Origin of the sequence: Dyella marensis (genome assembly GCF_049532885.1) — a bacterium.
GTDB lineage: Bacteria > Pseudomonadota > Gammaproteobacteria > Xanthomonadales > Rhodanobacteraceae > Dyella_D > Dyella_D marensis.
Genome location: NZ_CP064029.1, coordinates 40,400 through 58,933, shown reverse-complemented (window position 1 = coordinate 58,933; position 18,534 = coordinate 40,400). Strand labels below are relative to the sequence as shown.

General features: G+C 67.2%; 13 protein-coding genes. 7 read left to right on the top strand and 6 right to left on the bottom strand.

The genetic code is table 11. The features are described 5' to 3' along the window. Positions 1–11: 11 nt before the first annotated feature. Together ISN75_RS00235 and ISN75_RS00230 are read left to right on the top strand one after the other, a co-directional pair. Positions 12–2,870, top strand: coding sequence for a TonB-dependent receptor (locus ISN75_RS00235; RefSeq protein ID WP_343819287.1), 2,859 nt, complete (start codon positions 12–14; stop codon positions 2,868–2,870). A 372-nt stretch (positions 2,871–3,242) separates the two neighbouring features. Further along, positions 3,243–5,774 (top strand): TonB-dependent receptor, encoded by a 2,532-nt coding sequence (locus ISN75_RS00230; protein ID WP_343819288.1) that lies wholly within the window; start codon positions 3,243–3,245, stop codon positions 5,772–5,774. Between the two features lie 120 nt (positions 5,775–5,894). Here the strand turns inward: ISN75_RS00230 and ISN75_RS00225 are convergent, their stop codons facing one another. Next, entirely contained in the window at positions 5,895–6,245 is a 351-nt protein-coding gene (locus tag ISN75_RS00225) for a hypothetical protein (protein WP_343819289.1), read from the bottom strand. A 236-nt stretch (positions 6,246–6,481) separates the two neighbouring features. Here ISN75_RS00225 and ubiA point away from each other — a divergent pair, with 236 nt between their 5' ends. After that, positions 6,482–7,375 carry a 4-hydroxybenzoate octaprenyltransferase gene (gene ubiA / locus ISN75_RS00220; protein ID WP_343203592.1) on the top strand — a complete coding sequence of 298 codons (894 nt, stop codon included), beginning with the start codon at positions 6,482–6,484 and terminating at the stop codon, positions 7,373–7,375. A 450-nt stretch (positions 7,376–7,825) separates the two neighbouring features. Here the strand turns inward: ubiA and ISN75_RS00215 are convergent, their stop codons facing one another. Beyond that, positions 7,826–8,440, bottom strand: a complete 615-nt coding sequence (locus ISN75_RS00215; protein WP_343819290.1) for a TetR/AcrR family transcriptional regulator — start codon at positions 8,438–8,440, stop codon at positions 7,826–7,828. Between the two features lie 104 nt (positions 8,441–8,544). Between ISN75_RS00215 and ISN75_RS00210 the strand changes: the two genes are divergently transcribed. From ISN75_RS00210 to ISN75_RS00195, 4 genes are all read left to right on the top strand, one after another. Then, complete coding sequence (locus ISN75_RS00210) at positions 8,545–9,285, top strand: 3-oxoacyl-ACP reductase family protein (RefSeq protein ID WP_168648982.1); 741 nt, start codon at positions 8,545–8,547, stop codon at positions 9,283–9,285. Next, the gene (locus ISN75_RS00205; protein ID WP_343819291.1) at positions 9,278–10,825 is read left to right on the top strand and encodes an MFS transporter; all 1,548 of its coding nucleotides are present in this window, start codon (positions 9,278–9,280) and stop codon (positions 10,823–10,825) included. Before ISN75_RS00210 ends, ISN75_RS00205 begins: the two co-directional genes overlap by 8 nt. Before the next feature lie 305 nt (positions 10,826–11,130). After that, positions 11,131–13,644, top strand: a complete 2,514-nt coding sequence (locus ISN75_RS00200) for a TonB-dependent receptor (protein WP_343819292.1) — start codon at positions 11,131–11,133, stop codon at positions 13,642–13,644. A 62-nt stretch (positions 13,645–13,706) separates the two neighbouring features. Continuing rightward, positions 13,707–15,227, top strand: a complete 1,521-nt coding sequence (locus tag ISN75_RS00195; RefSeq protein ID WP_343819293.1) for a CehA/McbA family metallohydrolase — start codon at positions 13,707–13,709, stop codon at positions 15,225–15,227. A 45-nt stretch (positions 15,228–15,272) separates the two neighbouring features. Here the strand turns inward: ISN75_RS00195 and ISN75_RS00190 are convergent, their stop codons facing one another. The 4 genes from ISN75_RS00190 to ISN75_RS00175 all read right to left on the bottom strand — a co-directional run bounded on the left by ISN75_RS00190 (position 15,273) and on the right by ISN75_RS00175 (position 18,531). After that, complete coding sequence (locus ISN75_RS00190) at positions 15,273–16,529, bottom strand: HipA domain-containing protein (RefSeq protein ID WP_343819294.1); 1,257 nt, start codon at positions 16,527–16,529, stop codon at positions 15,273–15,275. After that, complete coding sequence (locus tag ISN75_RS00185) at positions 16,529–16,873, bottom strand: helix-turn-helix transcriptional regulator (protein ID WP_167254824.1); 345 nt, start codon at positions 16,871–16,873, stop codon at positions 16,529–16,531. Before ISN75_RS00185 ends, ISN75_RS00190 begins: the two co-directional genes overlap by 1 nt. Before the next feature lie 113 nt (positions 16,874–16,986). Next, positions 16,987–17,790 carry an acyl-CoA thioesterase gene (locus ISN75_RS00180; RefSeq protein WP_167254822.1) on the bottom strand — a complete coding sequence of 268 codons (804 nt, stop codon included), beginning with the start codon at positions 17,788–17,790 and terminating at the stop codon, positions 16,987–16,989. A gap of 21 nt (positions 17,791–17,811) precedes the next feature. Continuing rightward, entirely contained in the window at positions 17,812–18,531 is a 720-nt protein-coding gene (locus tag ISN75_RS00175) for a ComF family protein (protein WP_167254820.1), read from the bottom strand. Positions 18,532–18,534 lie beyond the last annotated feature (3 nt).

Below are 18,534 nucleotides of genomic sequence, written 5' to 3'. Positions count from 1 at the left end.
TGCTAGCAGGCATGCGCGCAGGCCGTCTGTTTCCGCTTCTGGCCGCGGCCCTGGTGCTGCTGTGGCCGGCGCGGGCCGCGCATGCGCTGGAAGACCGCGATTACCGCATCGACGCCGGCACCCTCGACGACGGCCTGCGCGCCTTCGCCCGGCAAAGCGGCACGCAGCTGCTGTACGCGCCGGAGCTCGCCACCGGCCGGCGCAACGCCGGACTCAGCGGGCATTACTCGGCCGACCGTGCGCTGCAGCAGCTGCTGCGCGGCAGCGGCCTGCGCGCGGTGGCGGTGGACGAACACACCTATGTGCTGAAGGCCGCCGCGGCAGCCGCGCTGAAGCTGCCCGCGCAGGAGCTGCCGCCGATCGAACGCCCTTCGCCGGCGCCGCGCCTGGCGCCGGTGGAGGTGACCGGCACGCATATCCGCCGCACCGACGTGGAAACCGCCTCGCCGCTGACCGTGATCGATCACGAACAGATCGAGCGCAGCGGCTACCAGACCCTGTTCGACCTGCTGCGCGCGCAGCCGGGCATCCGCGTGAGCAATGCGCCGGTGGCGATGACCGAGGGCGAGCTGTATCAGAACAACGGCCTGGCCACGGCCACCGGCGCGGCCTCGGTGGATCTGCGCGGGCTCGGTTCCTCGGCCACGCTGTTCCTGGTCGACGGCCAGCGCATGGCCGGCTATGGCCTGAGCCAGAACAACTTCAGCACGGTCAACGATCTCAACAGCATCCCGCTGGCCCTGGTGGAGCGGGTGGAGATCCTGCGCGACGGCGCCTCGGCCATCTACGGCTCCGACGCCATGGCCGGCGTGATCAACGTGATCATGCGCAAGGACGCTCCTGGTGTAAGTCTCAGCAGCAGCTACGGCATCTCCGGCCACGGCGACGCGCAGCAGCGCCGCGTCACCGCCAGCGCGGGCGGCATGGTCGGCCACGAACTGCATGCGCTGGTGAGCGTGGACTACCTCAACCGCCAGCCGCTGCTCGGCGGCGCGCGCGACTGGAGCCGGCAGCGCCAGTCCGGTTCGGACGACAGCAGCGGCGATGCCAGCGCCTTCGTGCTGGACGGCGCCAACCTGCGCTACCTGGCCGGCGGCTGCTCGGCGCGGCAGCGCAACGCCAGCGGCGTGTGCATCGACGACGACGCGCAGCTCACCAGCCTGCAGACCGGCCTGCTCAGCCGCTCGCTGTTCGCGCACCTGGACCGCCGCTTCGGCGCGCTGCAGGCCTATGCCGACCTGCGCTGGACCAAGATCGACCAGCGCCAGCAGATGGCGCCGCTGCGCGACAGCTTCATGCTGCCGGCCAGCCATCCGGACAACCGCAGCGGCGACGACGAGCCGATCTACGACCACAGCTTCAGCGACCTCGGCCCGGTTCGCGACCGCTCCGTATCGACCAACCGCTTCGTCACGCTGGGCCTCAAAGGCCACTGGGACGAATGGGACTGGGACGTGCACGCCAACGACCAGCGCAACCGCAGCGACGATCAGCTGCGCGGGCTGCTGCGCGTGGACAGCTTCGCCAGTTCGCTGCGATCGGGTTCGTTCCGGCTGGATGCACCCAACGACGCCGCGGTGGTGCAGGCGATCTCGCCCGTGCTGATGCGCCACGCCACCGCCGCCAAGACCAGCCTGAGCGTGCAGCTGACCGGGCCGCTGGCGCAGTTGCCGCACGGCCCCCTGTCGATGGCGATCGGCGCGGAGACCTGGCGCGACCGCCTGGACGACCGCCCCGATCCGCTGCTGCTGCGCAACCTGGTGCAGCAGTTCGACAGCCCCTACCAGCGCCACGAGAACCGGCACAGCCTGGCCGCCTATACCGAGTTCAACGCGCCGCTCACCGCACGCCTGCAGGCCAACCTGGCCTGGCGGCTGGACCGTACCCAGCCCTATGGCGCCGCCGTGTCGCCCAAGCTCGGCCTGAAATGGGACCTGCGCGACGACCTGAGCCTGCGCGGCACCTGGGCCAAGGGCTATCGCGCCCCTACCCTGTTGCAGCTCAGCCGTCCGCCGACGCTGGCCGCCACCCGCTTCATCACCCAGGTGGCCAACAGCGCGCTGCCCTGCGTCAACGCCACGCCGGCCACCGACGACACCTCGTTCTGCCAGGTGCAGGCCAACTCGGTCAGCAATCCGAACCTGCGGCCGGAGACTTCGCGCAGCTACACGCTGGGCGTCGTGTGGGCGCCGAGCAGCGCGTTCGGCGCGGCGCTGGATTTCTATCGCATCCGCCGCGACCACGAAATCATCCAGCTGCCGCTGAGCTATGCCCTGCTGCATCCGGACAGCTATCCGCAGCTGTTCCAGCGCAGCCGCCGCGGCGTGCTGTACGCGCTCAACCAGCAGCTGGTGAACCTCGGGCATACCGACGCGCGCACCATCGACCTGGATCTGCGCTACCGCCACCAGACCGCGCGCTACGGCCGCTACGACATCCACCTGGGCGTCGATTACCTGGACCGGCTGGACCGCCAGATGATCGAGGGCGATCCCAGCATGCGCTATGCGGGCTACGCCTCGCAGCCGCGCGTCAGCGCATTGGCCAGCCTGGACTGGACGTACCGCGACTGGAGCCTCGGCGCCAACCTGCGTTTCACCGGGCACTACCGCTACGAGCCTTATGCCGGCAGCCCGCTGACCTGCCCGGACGATTTGCAGCAGAACGGCAAATGCAAGACGCCGGCCTTCAGCGTGCTCGACCTGCATGCCGCGTACAGCGGCATCGCGCATTGGTCCTTCAGCTTCAACGTGCACAACGCGCTCGATCACCAGCCCGTGTATTACGGCTCGCCCGGCATCGCCTACAACCCGATGTTCGACGATGTGGTGGGGCGTTATTACCTGATCGGCATAAGCTACCGGCCTTAGAACGCCTGGGCTTCCGTCGCGGTTCCGTGCTCCTGCTTCTGTGCTCCGTGGGTCCCGCTCACTCCAACCCTCTCTCCGCAGGGGAGAGGGAGTTCATCGCGCGCATCTCTTCGAGGCGCCGCAACTGACGCGAAGCTTGCACCGCGCACACGCAAACTACGTAAGTACCGACGCAATACGTCACGAGCACGTGAAGCGCGATATCGCATACGCCGCATCGTCTACGCATTTGATGATGCCGTTCGCGCTTTGGGGATAATTACGCTTGACACGAATTTTCCTGCAGCGCACGTTCGGACCCGGGAGGCGGCAGTCGCATGTTCATGCGTGCTGCCACGTTGTCGCCTCGCGCGACTTCATCGGGAGAAGTGCATGTCACGTCGTTATGTGTCGCGTCCGCAAGGACGCGTCTGGGTCAGTGCGCGCCAATGCAGCCTGGCCATGCTTGGATTATCGATGGCGCTGGCGGCCAACGCGCAGGACAGCGCGCCGGCCGACCAGCAGAAAGCCAAAACACTCGAAGGCGTGCAGGTCGTCGGCTCGCGCGCCAAGGACCGCACCGCGGCGGAGACACCGGCACCGGTCGACGTGATCGGCCGCGAGCAGCTGGAGAACGCCGGCGTGGTCGAAGTGGGCCAGGCGCTGCAGATGCTGGAGCCGAGCTTCAACTTCTCGCGCACCTTCGTCAGCGACGGCACCGACACCATCCGTCCGGCCACCTTGCGCGGCCTCGGCCCCGACCAGGTGCTGGTGCTGGTCAACGGCAAGCGCAGGCACCAGCAGGCGCTGGTGAACGTGCAGCAGACCATCGGCCGCGGTTCCGCCGGCACCGACATCAATGCCATTCCGATCTCCGCGATCGAACGCATCGAAGTACTGCGCGACGGCGCAGCGGCGCAGTACGGTTCGGATGCGATCTCCGGCGTGATCAATATCGTGCTGAAGAAGCAGGTGGGCCAGACCGACGGCTCGGTCACCGCCGGCCAGACCTACAAGGGCGATGGTTTCACGCGCCAGGGCGGCATCAATACCGGATTCCGCCTGGGCCAGGACGGCTATCTCAATCTCACCGCGGAATACCGCCATCGCGATCCCACCAATCGGGCCGGCCCGGATTCGCTGCGCGTGAGCCCGCCACGCGTAACGCAGAAGCTCGGCGACGCCGACACCAAGGACGCCTACTTCTGGCTCAACGGCGGCCTGCCGATCGCCGGCGGCGAGCTGTACTGGTTCGGCGGCATCTCGCAGCGCAAAGGCAATTCGTACGGCTTCTTCCGTCCGGCCGGCGACAACCGCACCATTCCGTCGCTGTATCCCAATGGCTTCCTGCCGAACATCGCCACCAATGTGAAGGACGCGTCGCTGGCGGTGGGTTATCGCGGGCCGCTGGCCGACAAGTGGGACTACGACATTTCGCTGATCCACGGCCGCAGCCAGTTCGGCTTCGACGAGCGCAATTCGGCGAACGTGAGCTGGTGGTACGAACCGCGCGACCCGGCCAATCCCGCCGCCGGCATCTACGGCGCCTCGCCCACCTCGGCCGACACCGGCACGCTGCGGCTCAACGAGACCACCTTCAATGCGGACGTGCGCGGCCCGATCGACTGGGGCATCGGCCACGATGCGCTCAATCTCGCCTTCGGCTTCGAATGGCGGCGCGACAGCTACCAGATCCTGCCGGGCGATCCGGTGTCGTACATGTACGGCCGCACCGACAACCGCGCGATTCCCATCTACGGCCAGACCGGCGACATCGCGCAGCCCGGCATGCAGGGCTTCCCCGGCTTCTCGCCGTCGGAAGCGGTGAGCCAGGCGCGCCACAACATCGCGTTCTATGCCGATGCCGAATCGCAGGTGACCGAGCGCGTGCTGCTCGGCGCCGCCGTGCGCCACGAGCATTACTCGGACTTCGGCGGCACCACCACCGGCAAGCTCTCGCTGCGCTTCGACGCCAACGACAGCTTCGCCGTGCGCGGCACCCTGGCCACCGGCTTCCGCGCGCCTGGCGTACAGCAGCTGTTCTACAGCCAGCGCTCCACCAACCTCGATCCCAGCGGCACGCTGACCGACACGCTTACCGCGCGGCAGAACAGCGCCGTGACGCGCGCCTTCGGCATCCAGCCGCTGAAGCAGGAGACCTCGCACAGCGGCACCGCGGGCATCGTCTACAAGCCCGGCAACGACATCACGCTGACCGTCGACGTGTTCCGCATCGACATCAAGAACCGCATCATCTTCTCCAGCAATATCGTGCCGGAGAGCGTGGGCACCGACGGCAACGCCTGCGCGGCGAACAATGCCAACTGCCCGATCCGCGGCATCCTGCAGCCGTTCGGCGTGGGCCAGGTGCTGTTCTTCACCAATGCCATCGACACGCGCACCAAGGGCATCGACGTGGTGGCGGAGAAAGGCTTCCGCTTCGACGACAGCTCCACCCTCGACCTGACCGCCCTGCTCAACTACAACAAGACCGACGTCACCAAGCGCAAGTCGCAGTCCGCCATCCTGCCGCCGGACAAACTGTTCGACGACACCCAGGTGACCCTGATCGAGCAGGGCCAGCCGCGCGTGCACCACATCCTGCAGGGCATCTACCGCACCGGCCCGTGGGACTTCACCCTGCGCGGCAACTACTTCGGCCAGGTCAGTGGCCAGGGCTTCACGCCCGGCGTAATCCAGACCTGGAGCGGCAAGTGGCTGGCCGACATGGCGGTGGGCTACCGCTTCTCGCGCAACCTGAAGCTGACGGTGGGCGCGGACAACGTGTTCGACACCTATCCGGACAAATGGAATCCGAAGACGGGCGCGCCGTTCCCGCAGCTGGGCTTCGTGTATGGCTGGGAAACGCTGCCGTTCGGCGTGAATGGCGGGTATTACTACGCGCGGCTGGATTTCAAGTTCTAAGGCGACGTCAACCCAGCACCTTGGCGTAGGTTGGGGTGAGCCGCAGGCGAACCCCAACACTCGCACCTTCACGCGCCTCGCCACGTTGGGGTTCGCCTGCGGCTCACCCCAACCTACGCCTCAAGTGGCATCCAGCTCGAATACGTGGTTGTCGTAGTCGCTGAAGTACAGCGCGCCATCGCCGCGCGCCAGCTGGTACTCGATCTTCAGCACGTTCAGGCGCTCGGCGCAGGCGCGCAGCTCGGCCGGGTCCACCGCCAGGGCGATATGGTCGCCATGGCGGGTGGCCGGGCCCATGCCCTTGACCAGCACGAAGCGCACGCCGGCCAGTTCCACGTGGGCTTCCTGGTGATGGCTGTCGTCGGGTTCGGACACCAGGACGCGGGCGTCGGGGAAGACCGCGGAGAACAGGCGGGCGGTCTGGTCCGGGTCGTGCACGATCAATGCGATGTGGCTGATGGCCTTGGGCATGGCGGCTCCTCGGGCGACGCGTGAGAGTATGCGCGCCGGTGTGACGATGTCGATGACAACGGCGTTTCAGGGCGCTCGTCACGCCAACCTCGGCGACGGCCCAGGCTAAACTTCGGCGCATGGCTCCGACATCCCGCAAGCGCCAGCGGCGCGTTACCTCCTCCGGCTCGGCGCGCCCGCGCCCCGCCGCCGCTCCGCCGGCCCGGCCGGCCGACAGTTCCACCCGCGCCACCCGCGTGCTGGACGTGCTGCTGCAGCGGCTGCCGCCGCATTACCGCGAGAAGGCCCGCGATTACCTGGTGCTGACCCGCATGGACCGGCCGATCGGGGCGCTGCTGCTGCTGTGGCCGACCTGGTGGGCGTTGTGGCTGGCGGCGGGCGATTTTCCGCCGGTGAAGGCGCTGGTGATCTTTACCCTAGGTGTGTTCGCCATGCGGGCGGCGGGGTGCGCCATCAACGACTATGCGGACCGGAAGCTCGACCCGCAGGTGGAGCGTACGGCGGGGCGGCCGATTGCGGCGGGGCGGGTGACGCCGCGGGAGGCGTTGATCGTGTTCGCTGCGCTGTTGGTGTTTTCGTTTCTGCTGGTGCTGTTTACGAATGCGCTGACGATCAAGTTGTCGTTTGCCGGGGCGGCGCTGGCGGCGCTGTATCCGTTTACGAAGCGGTATACGTATATGCCGCAGGTGGTGTTGGGGGCGGCGTTCGGGTGGTCGATTCCGATGGCGTTTGCGGCGGTGGCGGGAACGGTGCCGCCGCTGGGGTGGCTGCTGTTTATCGCCAATATTCTGTGGTCGGTGGTTTACGACACGCAGTATGCGATGGTGGATCGGGATGACGATTTGAGGGCTGGGGCCAAGTCCACCGCCATTTTGTTTGGGGATGCGGATTTGCCGATCCTGGGCATTCTGATGGGGACGTTTTTGTTGTCGATGGTGTTTGTGGGGCAGCGGGCGGCGTTGGGGTGGGTGTATTGGCTGGGGTTGGTTGGCGCGGCCGGGTTGTTTGGGTGGCAGTTGTGGCGGATTCGTACGCGGGATCGCGTGGCTTGCCTTTGGGCGTTTCGCAATAACAACTGGTTGGGGATGGTTTTGTGGGTGGGGATTGTGCTGGCGCTGGCGGTCAAGTAGGCGTTACGCCTTGCTCGTCATCCTGGCGCAGGTCTCCCTACTCGTCATCCCGGCGTAGGCCGGGATCCAGTTTCAGTATCGCTTGGTTTTCGCGTTATCGCGAATGGGCCGCTTATGCAGCGGGCATTCCGTGCGCCTGCCGGCGCCCGAGTCACTTTCTCTTTGCTGGCCCAAAGAGAAAGTAACCAAAGAGAGAATGGCCTAAGAGCCAAGGCTCGCGACGCGACTAGAAGGAGCAGTGGGCGGCTGCGGTAACTTGATTAACCTGGGTCTACACGAAACATCAGTGCGTTTACGTAACGGCTGCTTCAACGTGCCGTGGCCGAGAGGACTTTCAAGAACCGAGGCCAGCTTTCGCTCTTCGTTCCTGCCTACCTCACCACTTCACCCCTCTCCCCTCCGGGGAGAGGGCAGGGTGAGGGGTCGGGCGGAGCGAAGACGAGGGAGCGCTCAAGTCGCCCCAACCAGCCCCACCCAAGCCTTCATCGCACAATCCACCACCCCCATCAGCTGCTTGCGTGACGCGCCGTCGCGCGCCTGAAGGGAAAGGCCGTTGAGGACCGTGGCGTAGAAGGCGGCAACGGTGCTGATGTCGACCTTGGACGACACGTCACCGTCAGCCACACCCTGCTTCAAGCGGCGGCGGATCAGCGACTGGGTTTCGTTGCGGCGTTCGGCCAGGTCGTGGAACACCGCCTCGTTTTCGGTGGTGCGATGCGTCGCGCCCAGTACCACCAGGCAGCCGCGGCCTTCGCCGAAGCGGCGGGCGGCTTCGCGGAGCATGGCTTGGATGGCTTCGCGGGCGGTGACGTCGCGCTTGTGGAGTTCGTCGCGGGTGCGGGGGCCGGCGGAGGTTACGTACAGGTCCAGGGCTTCGCGGAACAGTGCTTCCTTGCAGCCGAAGGCGGCGTAGAGGCTGGGGGCGTTGATGCCCATGGCGGTGGTGAGGTCGCCCACCGAGGCGCCGTCGTAGCCGCGGTCGAGGAAGACCTCCATGGCCAGGCGCAGGACCTGGTCGCGGTCGAATTTGCGCGGGCGGCCCCGCTCTTTTGTCACAGCCGTCATCGGAAGCACCTTTCTGTAGCGGTCAATACATAAAGTCCTTGACAGCTCCCGTCAAGGGCTGTTCCTATTTATGTATCGACTACTACATAAAAGGCAGCGCGAGCATGAGCACTCTCAACGGCAAGGTGGCCCTGGTGACGGGCGGTTCGCGCGGGATCGGCGCGGCGATCGTGCAGCGGCTGGCGCGGGATGGCGCGGCGGTGGCGTTTACCTATGTGAGCTCGCCGGACAAGGCGCAGGCGCTGGTGCGCGAGATCGAAGCGGCCGGTGGCAAGGCGCGCGCTTATCAGGCGGACGCGGCCGATCCGGCGGCGCTGCGCGCCACGGTGGATCAGGCCGCCGCCGACTTCGGCCGGCTGGACATCCTGGTCAACAATGCCGGCATTTTCCTCGGCGGCGTGTTCGAGGAAACCACGCTGGAGGACTACGAGCGCACCATGGCGGTGAACGTGCGCGCGGTGTTCGTCGCCTCGCAGGCAGCGGCACGGCATCTGGGCGAAGGCGGGCGCATCATCAGCATCGGCAGCTGCCTGGCCGACAGCGTGCCGTCGCCGGGCATGACGCTGTATTCGATGAGCAAGTCCGCGCTGTCGGCCTTTACCAAGGGGCTGGCGCGCGATCTCGGCGCGCGCGGCATCACGGTGAACCTGGTGCAGCCCGGTTCCACCAACACCGACATGAACCCTGCCGACGGCGAGCGTGCCGACGGGCAGCGCACCCGCATGGCGATCCCCCGCTACGGCGATGCTTCGAATATCGCCGGCATGGTGGCCTGGCTGGCCAGCGAGGAAGGCCGCTTCGCCACCGGCGCGGCATTTACGGTGGACGGTGGCGCCAATGCCTGATGGCGCCGCTTCCGCCAAGCCGCGCAGCCTGCGCGACCGCCTGCTGGTCCTGGCGGCGGTGTGCCTGGCCGGCCTGGGCATGCCGCTGAGCTTTACCGGCCCGGCCATTGCGCTGCCGGCGATCGGACAGGCGCTGGGCAGCGACCCGCGCCTGCTGTCGTGGGCGGTCAATGCCTTCATCCTCGCCTTCGGCGGCAGCGTGATGGCTGCCGGCGCCCTGGCCGACCAGTACGGGCGCAAGCGCATCTTCACCCTCGGCATCGGCTTGTTCACCGGCTTGTCGGTGCTGCTCGCGCTGTCGCGCAACCTGTGGTGGCTGGATCTGGGCCGCGCCGCGCAGGGCATCGCGGCGGCGCTCACCATGTCGGCCGGCGCGGCGTCGCTGGCGCAGGAGTTCGAAGGCCATGCGCGCACGCGGGCGTACAGCCTGCTCGGCACCACGTTCGGCCTGGGCCTGGCCTTCGGGCCGCTGTTGTCGGCGTGGCTGATCGACTCCCTGGGCTGGCGCGCGGTGTTCCTGTCCACCGCGGCCATCGGCGTCCTGGTGCTGCTGGTCGGCGTACCGCGCATGCGCGAAACCCGCGACCCCGGTGCGCAAGGGCTGGATCTGCCGGGCAGCCTGAGCTTTACCGCGGCGCTGGTGCTGCTCACCTTCGGCATCATCGAAGCGCCGCGCCATGCGAACGGCTATCTGCCGCTGCTGCTGGTAGGCGCGGCGGCGGCCATGCTCGCGCTGTTCGTCTACGTGGAACGCCGCGTGCCGCGGCCGATGCTGGACCTGTCGCTGTTCCGCAACCCGCGCTTCCTCGGCGCGCAGGCGCTGCCGCTGGCCACGGCGCTGTGCTACGTGGTGCTGCTGATCTTCCTGCCGCTGCGTTTCGTCGGCGTGGAAGGGCGCAGCGAAGTGGCGGCCGGCCTGCTGATGATCCCGTTGTCGGTGCCGATGCTGGTGGTGCCGTTCGCCGGTGCGCTGCTGACGCGCTGGCTTTCGGCAGGCCTGCTCTCCGCGCTGGGCCTGGGCCTCGCCGCCGCCGGCCTGTTCTGGTTGCGTACGGCCGCCGTGCCCGGTGCGGATTGGCATGCGCTGCTGTGGCCGCTGCTGCTGATCGGCGCCGGCTCCGGCCTGCCCTGGGGCTTGATGGACGATCTCGCGGTGAGCGTGGTGCCGAAGGAGCGCGCCGGCATGGCCACCGGTTTCTTCACCACCACGCGCGTGGCGGGCGAGGCGATCGCGATGGCGGCGGTGGGCACGGCGCTGACGGGCCTGATCGAAACGCAACTGGCGGCGGCGCCGCACGAGCAGGCGGTGGCGGCGGCCGCAAGCCTTGCCACCGGCAGCATGGCGCATGCGGCCAGCGTGGCTCCGGCGATCGGCCGCGACGCCTTGCTGCATGGCTACAACGGTGCGTTCGGCGGCTTGCTGGTTGGCCTGGCGGCGTTGACTTTGGCGTTGGCCGCGGCGTCGTTCGTGCTGCTGCGCCAGCGCCGCGCTCACGCACCGGCAACCGCCGCCGCGCACGAACCCTGCAACGCCCATTGATCCGGGTACATAGGCAGAGGGGCGGTCATCCGCCCCTCCATGACTCGTTACGCAACATTTTCATGACAGTTTTGGACGTCTAAACCCAAGCTGTCGGCTGGCCGTCATCCCCCCTGAGCTTCGCTGTCACAGCGCCGCTTTAACTTGCGCCGCGTCAGAGCCTGTGTCCGGGCCAGGGAAGCCTTCACACGATACCCAGTGCGATCCCAATGGTGCGATCCCATGGGATCAGCACACGGTGTCGATCGTGCTGCGGTTGTCCGTACGCAAGGCTCCGTCATTCCCTCTTCCCCGGAGTCACGACGTTGCGCACCACATCGATCAGCCACGCCATCGGCCTGGCCCTGCTGGGCGGCCTGCTCTGCTCCTTCGCGCCGCACGCCGGCGCGCAGGACAGCAACTCTTCCACCGGCGACAACAGCAAGCCCGCCGCCGACCGCGCCAAGAACCTCGACGGCATCGTGGTCACCGCCCGCTCGGGCGTGGCGACGCGCACCAAGGCCGAGACCAGCTATTCCATCACCACCATCGACGAGGACCGCCTGCGCATGCAGGCGCCGACCTCGGTGACCGAGGCGATGAAGTCCGTGCCGGGCTTCTGGGTGGAAGCCTCCGGCGGCGAGGCCAGCGGCAATATCCGCGCGCGCGGCATCCCGGTGGACGGCTTCGGCTCGGTCAACCTGCTGGAGGACGGCGTGCCGGTGCAGCACGACCCCGCGCTGGGCTATCTCAATGCCGACCAGGCCTTCCGCCTGGACGAGACGATCGAGCGCATCGAGGTGGTGCGCGGCGGCCCGTCCTCGGTGTTCTATTCGAACGCGCCGGCCGGCGCGATCAACTTCATTCCGCGCAAAGTGGGCGACAAGGCCGAGGGGCTGGTGAAGTTCACCGTCGGCGACTACGGCCTGACCCGCGGCGACTTCTGGGTCGGCACGCCGGTGGGCAATGGCTGGAAGCTGAGCGCGGGCGGCTTCTACCGCACCGACAGCGGCATCCGCGACCCCAAGTTCAATGCCAACGACGGCGGCCAGATCCGCCTGAACCTGGCGCGCGACTTCGAAGGCGGCAGCTTCAGCGCCGACGTCAAGCACCTGGACGACAAGGTGGCGCTGTACCTGGGCATCCCGATGCGCACCACCGCGAACGGCGATATCCGCGCGGTGCCGGGCTTCGACGGCAACTACGGCACGCTGGCCGGTCCCGAGACCGAGCACGTGCTGATGAAGATGGGCAACGGCGGCCTGTACAACTTCGACAACAGCGAAGGCACGCATGTGAAGCGCGACCAGCTGACCCTGAAGTTCGATTACGAACTGGGCGGCGGCTGGAAGCTGGCCGAGTCGCTGCGCTACGACGACACCCATACCCAGCGCAACGGCGTGTTCCCCAATTCGCTGATGAGCGCCACCAAGTACCTCGCCTCGGTGGCCAGCCAGAAGCCGGCCGGCGCCGCCGGGCTGCAGCTGCGCTACGCGGACAACCCTGGCCAGGTGTTCGACAACGCCAGCCAGAACGGCAACGGCCTGGTAGTGCTGGGCGGCCTGCGCGGCGTGACCATGCCGGTGAAGGAGTTCATCAACGATACGCGCCTGCTGCGCAAGTTCGACCTCGGCGGCCAGACCCACGACGTCACCTTCGGCTACTACTACGCGCGCTTCGACCAGGACTTCAGCCGCTACTCCTCGGTGGCCCTGCTGGACGCCACCAACAATGCGCGTCTGCTCGACCTGGTGGCGGTGAACGCGGCCGGCCAGCCGGTTTCCACGCTCACCGACCACGGCATCTCGCGCTACGGCTACGAGTGGGAAAACGCCACCGGCACCTCGACCACCAACGCGTTTTATCTGTCCGACGAGTGGCAGGTGAACGACGAGCTGCGCATCGACGGCGGCGTGCGCTGGGAACAGGTCAACACCCGCGGCAAGACCGAGACCAAGCAGACGGTGAACCTGGGCACGCCGGCCACCTCGCAGATCATCACCGGCACCGGCCAGTACGTGCCGTGGGACCACACCTTCAACAAGCTGGGCTGGACCCTGGGCGCCAACTGGCAGTTCTCGCCGCGCTCGGGCGTGTTCGCGCGCTGGACGCCGACCTTCCGCCTGCCTAACTTGAGCACCTACATCACCAACCCCACCGCCGTGCCGGTGACCCAGACCATGAAGCTGGGCGAAGTCGGCTACAAGTACACCGACCGCCAGCTCGACCTGTACGCCACCGCGTTCTACACCAAGTACAACAACGTCGGCTTCAGCAACTACGTGTTCAATCCCAACGGCAATACCTCCACCACCCAGCAGGGCTATGCCGACACCAAGACCAAGGGCCTGGAGCTGGAAGGCACCTGGTATCCGGTGGACTGGTTCGACGTGCAGGTCACCGCCACCCTGCAGGACCCGCAATATAAGGGCCTGCGCTATACCGAGCTGGTGGCCGGCGCGCCGGTGCTGCGCGATTACGAAGGCAACCAGCTGATCCGCGTCCCCAAGCAGAGCTATCGCGTGGTGCCGGGTGTGAACCTGCTGGGCGGCAAGCTGCGCCTGCAGCTGGCCTACGAGTACGAAGGCCAGCGCTACGTGGATACCGCCAACTCGGTGAAGCTGCCTTCGTACGACGTGTGGAGCGCCAGCGCGCGCTACGACGTCTACCCGATGTGCTCGCTGTTCTTCTACGCGGACAACATCACCAACTCGCTGGGCCTGACCGAGGGCAACCCGCGCGCGGGCGAGCTGGCCAGCGCGGATGCCGGCGCCAACACGTTTATCGCGCGTCCGATCCTGGGCCGCGCGTATCGTGCAGCGATCATGTATCGCTTCTGAGGCTGCGGAGCCGGGCGCCGGCCCGGCTCCCGGCTGCATGCTCAAAAAGGTTCCGCCAAGCCATGAAGATCCGCCTGTTCCGTTCCCTGTCCCTGCTGCTCGCCTGCGCGCTACCGTTCGCCGCGCACGCGGCGGAGGCCGAAAAACCCGATGTGGTATTGCATGGCGAACTGGCCGGCAAGGACCACCAGACCTACCGCACACTGCCGTTCGACGTGCCGGCCGGCACCACCCGCATCACCGTGCAGTTCGACTACAGCGGCCGCGAGGAGAAGACGGCGGTGGATCTGGGCCTGCTCGGCCCCGACGGTTTCCGCGGCCAGGACGGCTTCCGCGGCTGGAGCGGCGGCACCAGGAAGCTGTTCACCGTGTCTGCTACCGATGCCACGCCGTCCTACCTGCCTGGGGCGATCCGCCCCGGCCGCTGGCAACTGCTGCTTGGCATTCCGAATATCCGCAAGGAAAGCCACAGCAACTACACCGCCAACATCTGGTTCGGCCATGCCAACGACCCGGCATGGGAACCGGCCGTGCTTAATCCGCCGCTGCGCAAGGAAGCCGGCTGGTATCGCGGCGACCTGCATATGCATACGGCGCACAGCGACGGTGGCTGCAAGAACCAGAGCGGCGAACGCGTGCCCTGCCCGCTGTTCTTCACCGTGCAGGCTGCCGCGCAGCGCGGACTCGACTTCATTGCCATTACCGATCACAACACCGTGTCGCACGCCAATGCGATGCGCGAGCTGCAGCCCTACTTCGACCAGCTGCTGCTGATCCCCGGCCGCGAAGTCACCACCTTCACCGGCCACGCCAACCTGTTCGGCGCCACGGCGCTGGTGGATTTCCGCGTCGGCAGCAAGGAGGTGCCGGACTGGAATGCACTGCTGAAGGCCATCGCACCGTTGCATGGCGTGATCTCCATCAACCACGCCATCCGCCCCAGCGGCGAGGTATGCATGGGCTGCGGATGGACGGCCAAGCCGCCGGTGGATATGAGCCTGGTGCAGGCGGTGGAAGCGGTGAACGGCAGCGATATCGGCACGCCGATTTCCGGCCTGCCGTTCTGGGAATCGCAGCTGGCCAAGGGCTACCGCCTCACCGCCATCGGCGGCAGCGACAACCACGAGGCGTTCCAGCACGAGGCGCGCATCGGCACCAATCCGACCGGCGTGCCGGCCACCGTGGTGTATGCGCGGGAGCTGTCGATGCCGGCGATCCTGGATGGCGTCCGCGCCGGGCACGTGTTCATCGACACCGAAGGCAGCCGCGACCGCGTGCTGGAACTGGGCGGCGAAGCCGATGGCGCCAAGGCCAGCATGGGCGACGCCCTGCGCGTGCCAGCGAATGGCACTGCCTCGTTCGACGTGCACGTCGCCCATGCGAAGGGCGCCAGCCTCGCCGTGCTGCTCGACGGCAAGCCGTTCGCGCCTGCCGTCGCGGCACAGGTCGACACGGACGACCTGCACCGCAAGTTCAGCTGGAACAGCGATGGCAAGGCGCATTGGCTGCGGGTGGAGGTGCGGGATGCGGCCGGCAAGGCATTGCTGGTGGGGAATCCGATCTACCTGAATCCCACGCGCTGATTTCGGCAGGATGAGCCCCGCAGGTTACGGGCGGACAAGCGAGCGTCAGCGAGTTGCGTCGATGACCGTCGACATGCGCGTTATCTCGCGACGCGAGGCACCAGCGTCAGCGGCGACGTCGCGCCACGCCGCCACCGATTGGCGCACTTCTCGCTCGATCGCTTCGAGCCGCTTTCTGGAGACGCGATAGAAGTCCGCGGTGCTCTTCCATAAAGCGCTGTCCGAAGTCGGATCGACATCATCGATCGCCAGGACATGCGCATCTTTTTCGGGATTGGGGTTGATGTCGAAGGCCGGCGACAGGCGCCAGCCATTGCCTTCGCGCAGGAAGCCGTGGTTGCGCAGGTGATCGTCCCGGTTGCCGATAAGGATCGTGAAGAGCACGCGCCGGCATAGCTGTTCGAGGTCGGAGCCGATATGGTTTGCGACGCCGTTGTTCTCGATGGCCTGCACGATGTCGAGGTACGAAGCACCGTCGCTCCGATCGAGATCCGTCAACGTCAGCGCGGAGGCATAGGCGCGGCGCGAATCGCCCTGGCGGTCGAAGCGGCGGACAAGATAGGTGTGGCCGCGATCCGAGAACTGCATGACGCGCGCGTCAGGCATATCGATACCAGCCGCACACGCAAGCCGATAGGTAATGAATTCCCACAGGCCGATGTCATGGCGATCGTCATTCGAAGGAAACTTTGCCAGCCATAACAAGCCGTCGACGTCGCGCACGGCCGCCTTGGGGCGAGTCCCGCCGAGCGCCGAGCCGGGAGCGGCCAGGTGCATCAGCCATTCGATGCGCTCGGGCGTATCGTCGTCGTCGTTGCGCTCTACTTCGGCCGTGATCGCTTCGAGTTCGCGCAGGTCCGCGATGGGCGGCGCCTGCAAGCGATCCGCATCCACGAACTGCTGCGTATCCGGACTGAAGAGCCGCAGGGCGCCCATGCGGATTTCATCGCTGACACCTGCAAGGTAGTCCCAGTCGCTCAGCACGCGCGGCGCTTCACTGCGCTGGCGCGATCGGATCCGCTCGCGCCGCTCGATCAGCATGCAGCCCCAGCGGTCGGGCGATGCATCCTGGAATGCAGGGGAAAGTCGATTGGCGCCCGCCCGTGCGTAGAGACGCCCCGGCCCCGCGAGCAACTGGTGATCGAGATCGAACGGAGCGATATCGCCAGTGCCGGCGATCCAGCCCTCCGCATATTCGAAGCCGATGACCTGACGGCCGCGGTTGATGCTTCGCTGCAGGTGACCGACCAGCGCGCTGCCGCCGAGGCTTGCATCGTCGAGCCGGACGTCCAGATCGTTCATCACTTGCTCCGCTCCGGCGGCACGGCCTTGGCCGTGCGGCGACCGCTGGGGCGCGGTGGAGCGAGCAGTGCATCCTGAAGTTCGCGCCCCAGCTTGTCGTCAGCGGCGAGCTTGTCCAGGTCCGCCGCCAGGTTGAGCACGGACAGAACGCGAAACATGGTGGCGAGGCTGGTCGACGGATCGCCATCCTCGAGCTTGGCCAGCGTAGGAACACTCACGCCCACACGCTCGGCCATCACCGCCTGAGTCATTTTCCGGCGCAGGCGCGCGGCGCGCAGGCGCTGGCCTAGCGCCTTGATCGCACGCTGGGCGGCGGGGTGGCTGGGGGGAGTGCGCTTAGCCATACCAATTAAATTACATTGGATACGCTTTCAATGCAATTTAATTTCGTATTTTTATCCTTGCCTGTTCAGGTTTGCTCGATCATTTCAGCCAGGATCCAGCGGACGCCAGCCACTCACCCAAACACCACCACGCTCTGCCGGCTCAACGCCACCGCCTCCCCCTCGGGACTCCACAAGGTGGCGCTCTGGTTGAGATAGCCGTGGCTGCCCGCGGTGACTTCGGTATCCATCAGCCACAGGCCTTCGCGGGCCGGGCCGAAGTCGTCCGACAGCAGTTCCAGCGTCCAGGTGAGCGAGCTGGCCATGGTCGGCTGTTTCAGCATCGACAAGCCGGGTGTGGGAACGATGTCGGCGTAGCCGATGATCTGCGCTTCGCCCAGGGCGCCGGGGCCTGCATAGGGTTCGTCGCGAAAGCCGACGTAGATGCCGGTTCGCGGCTCCTCCCTGCCTTGGAAGATCGACACGCCGCCGAGCCAGCGCGTCGCCACGTGCTGCGTGAAAGCTGGAGCGATGCCTTCGACATAGGTGAACGGCTTGGCGGCTTCAGCCGGCGGCAGAACGGGCCGCGGCGGTTTGATGTCGAGCGCCGATGCGCGCGCCTCGCCGAACACGCCGAACAGCAGGCAGGCGGTCTGGCCCTGATCGAGCACGCGTGCTTCGATCTGCGTCACCGATTTGCCTCGGCGCAATACGTTCGCTTCGATCCGCACCGGCCCCGGTGCGATCGGCGCGATAAAACTTGCCTGCAATACGCGCAAGGGCACCGCTTGCGGCACCAGGTCGCGCATCGCGCGCACGGCCAGCGCCGCTTGCAGGCCACCGAAGATGGTACGGCCCTGCGCCCAGCTTGCCGGGACCTCGGCGGTCCAGCCGCCGTCGTGGCTACGAAGGCCGGCGAGCACCTGCGAATACAGCATGTCTTTTCTCCATCGGTGGTTTCAGCGCGCCGGTGCGCGGGCCAACGCCCACGCATCCACCCGCCGCACGCCGGCTCGCTTCAGCACGCGCGCGCATTCGGCCAGGGTGGCGCCGGTGGTCATCACGTCGTCGAACAGGGCGATGTGATCGGGCAGCACAGCGCCCGCGCGCAGCCGGAACGCGCCGCGCACGTTGCGGCGGCGGGCGGTGCGATCCAGTTCGGTCTGGGCGGAGGTGTCGCGGGTGCGCACAAGCACGTCGGGTCCCAGCGCAAGGCCCAGCATCGCCGCCAGCGGACGCGCCAGTTCCAGCGCCTGGTTGTAGCCGCGCTGGCGCAGGCGCGAGCGGTGCAGCGGCACCGGCACGATCAGGGCCGGCCGTTCGGACGGGACCGGTTCGCCGCGCCATAGCGCCGCCAGCGTGCGGCCGGCAGCAAGGTCGTCGCCGAACTTGAAGCGCGTCTCCAGCCGGTCCAGCGGCCAGCCATAACGGAACGGCGCCCAGGCCGTCTCCCACGGCGGCAGCCGGCGCAGGCATTGTCCGCAAGCGGCGACCGCGACCGGCAGCGGCAAGGCGCAGCGCGCGCAGCAGGAATGATTGCGCGGCATGTCCTTCGCGCAGGCGGTGCACAGGTCGATGCCCGGCGCACCCGCAGCGCCGCACAGCAGGCAGCGCCATGGCAGCACCGTGGCGTGCAGGCGATCGAGCCCGCGCTGGAGCAGACGAACCGGCGCCTCCATGCG

Coding starts and splice junctions, on each gene's coding strand:
- ISN75_RS00180 (WP_167254822.1), bottom strand. CDS start 17,790: ATGCTGTATTCGCAGGTGCTCGCCGGCCTTCGTAGCCACGACGGCGGC.
- ISN75_RS00225 (WP_343819289.1), bottom strand. CDS start 6,245: ATGCCCAAGGCCATCAGCCACATCGCATTGATCGTGCACGACCCGGAC.
- ISN75_RS00175 (WP_167254820.1), bottom strand. CDS start 18,531: ATGGAGGCGCCGGTTCGTCTGCTCCAGCGCGGGCTCGATCGCCTGCAC.
- ISN75_RS00205 (WP_343819291.1), top strand. CDS start 9,278: ATGCCTGATGGCGCCGCTTCCGCCAAGCCGCGCAGCCTGCGCGACCGC.
- ISN75_RS00195 (WP_343819293.1), top strand. CDS start 13,707: ATGAAGATCCGCCTGTTCCGTTCCCTGTCCCTGCTGCTCGCCTGCGCG.
- ISN75_RS00190 (WP_343819294.1), bottom strand. CDS start 16,529: ATGAACGATCTGGACGTCCGGCTCGACGATGCAAGCCTCGGCGGCAGC.
- ISN75_RS00185 (WP_167254824.1), bottom strand. CDS start 16,873: ATGGCTAAGCGCACTCCCCCCAGCCACCCCGCCGCCCAGCGTGCGATC.
- ISN75_RS00230 (WP_343819288.1), top strand. CDS start 3,243: ATGTCACGTCGTTATGTGTCGCGTCCGCAAGGACGCGTCTGGGTCAGT.
- ISN75_RS00210 (WP_168648982.1), top strand. CDS start 8,545: ATGAGCACTCTCAACGGCAAGGTGGCCCTGGTGACGGGCGGTTCGCGC.
- ISN75_RS00235 (WP_343819287.1), top strand. CDS start 12: ATGCGCGCAGGCCGTCTGTTTCCGCTTCTGGCCGCGGCCCTGGTGCTG.
- ISN75_RS00215 (WP_343819290.1), bottom strand. CDS start 8,440: ATGACGGCTGTGACAAAAGAGCGGGGCCGCCCGCGCAAATTCGACCGC.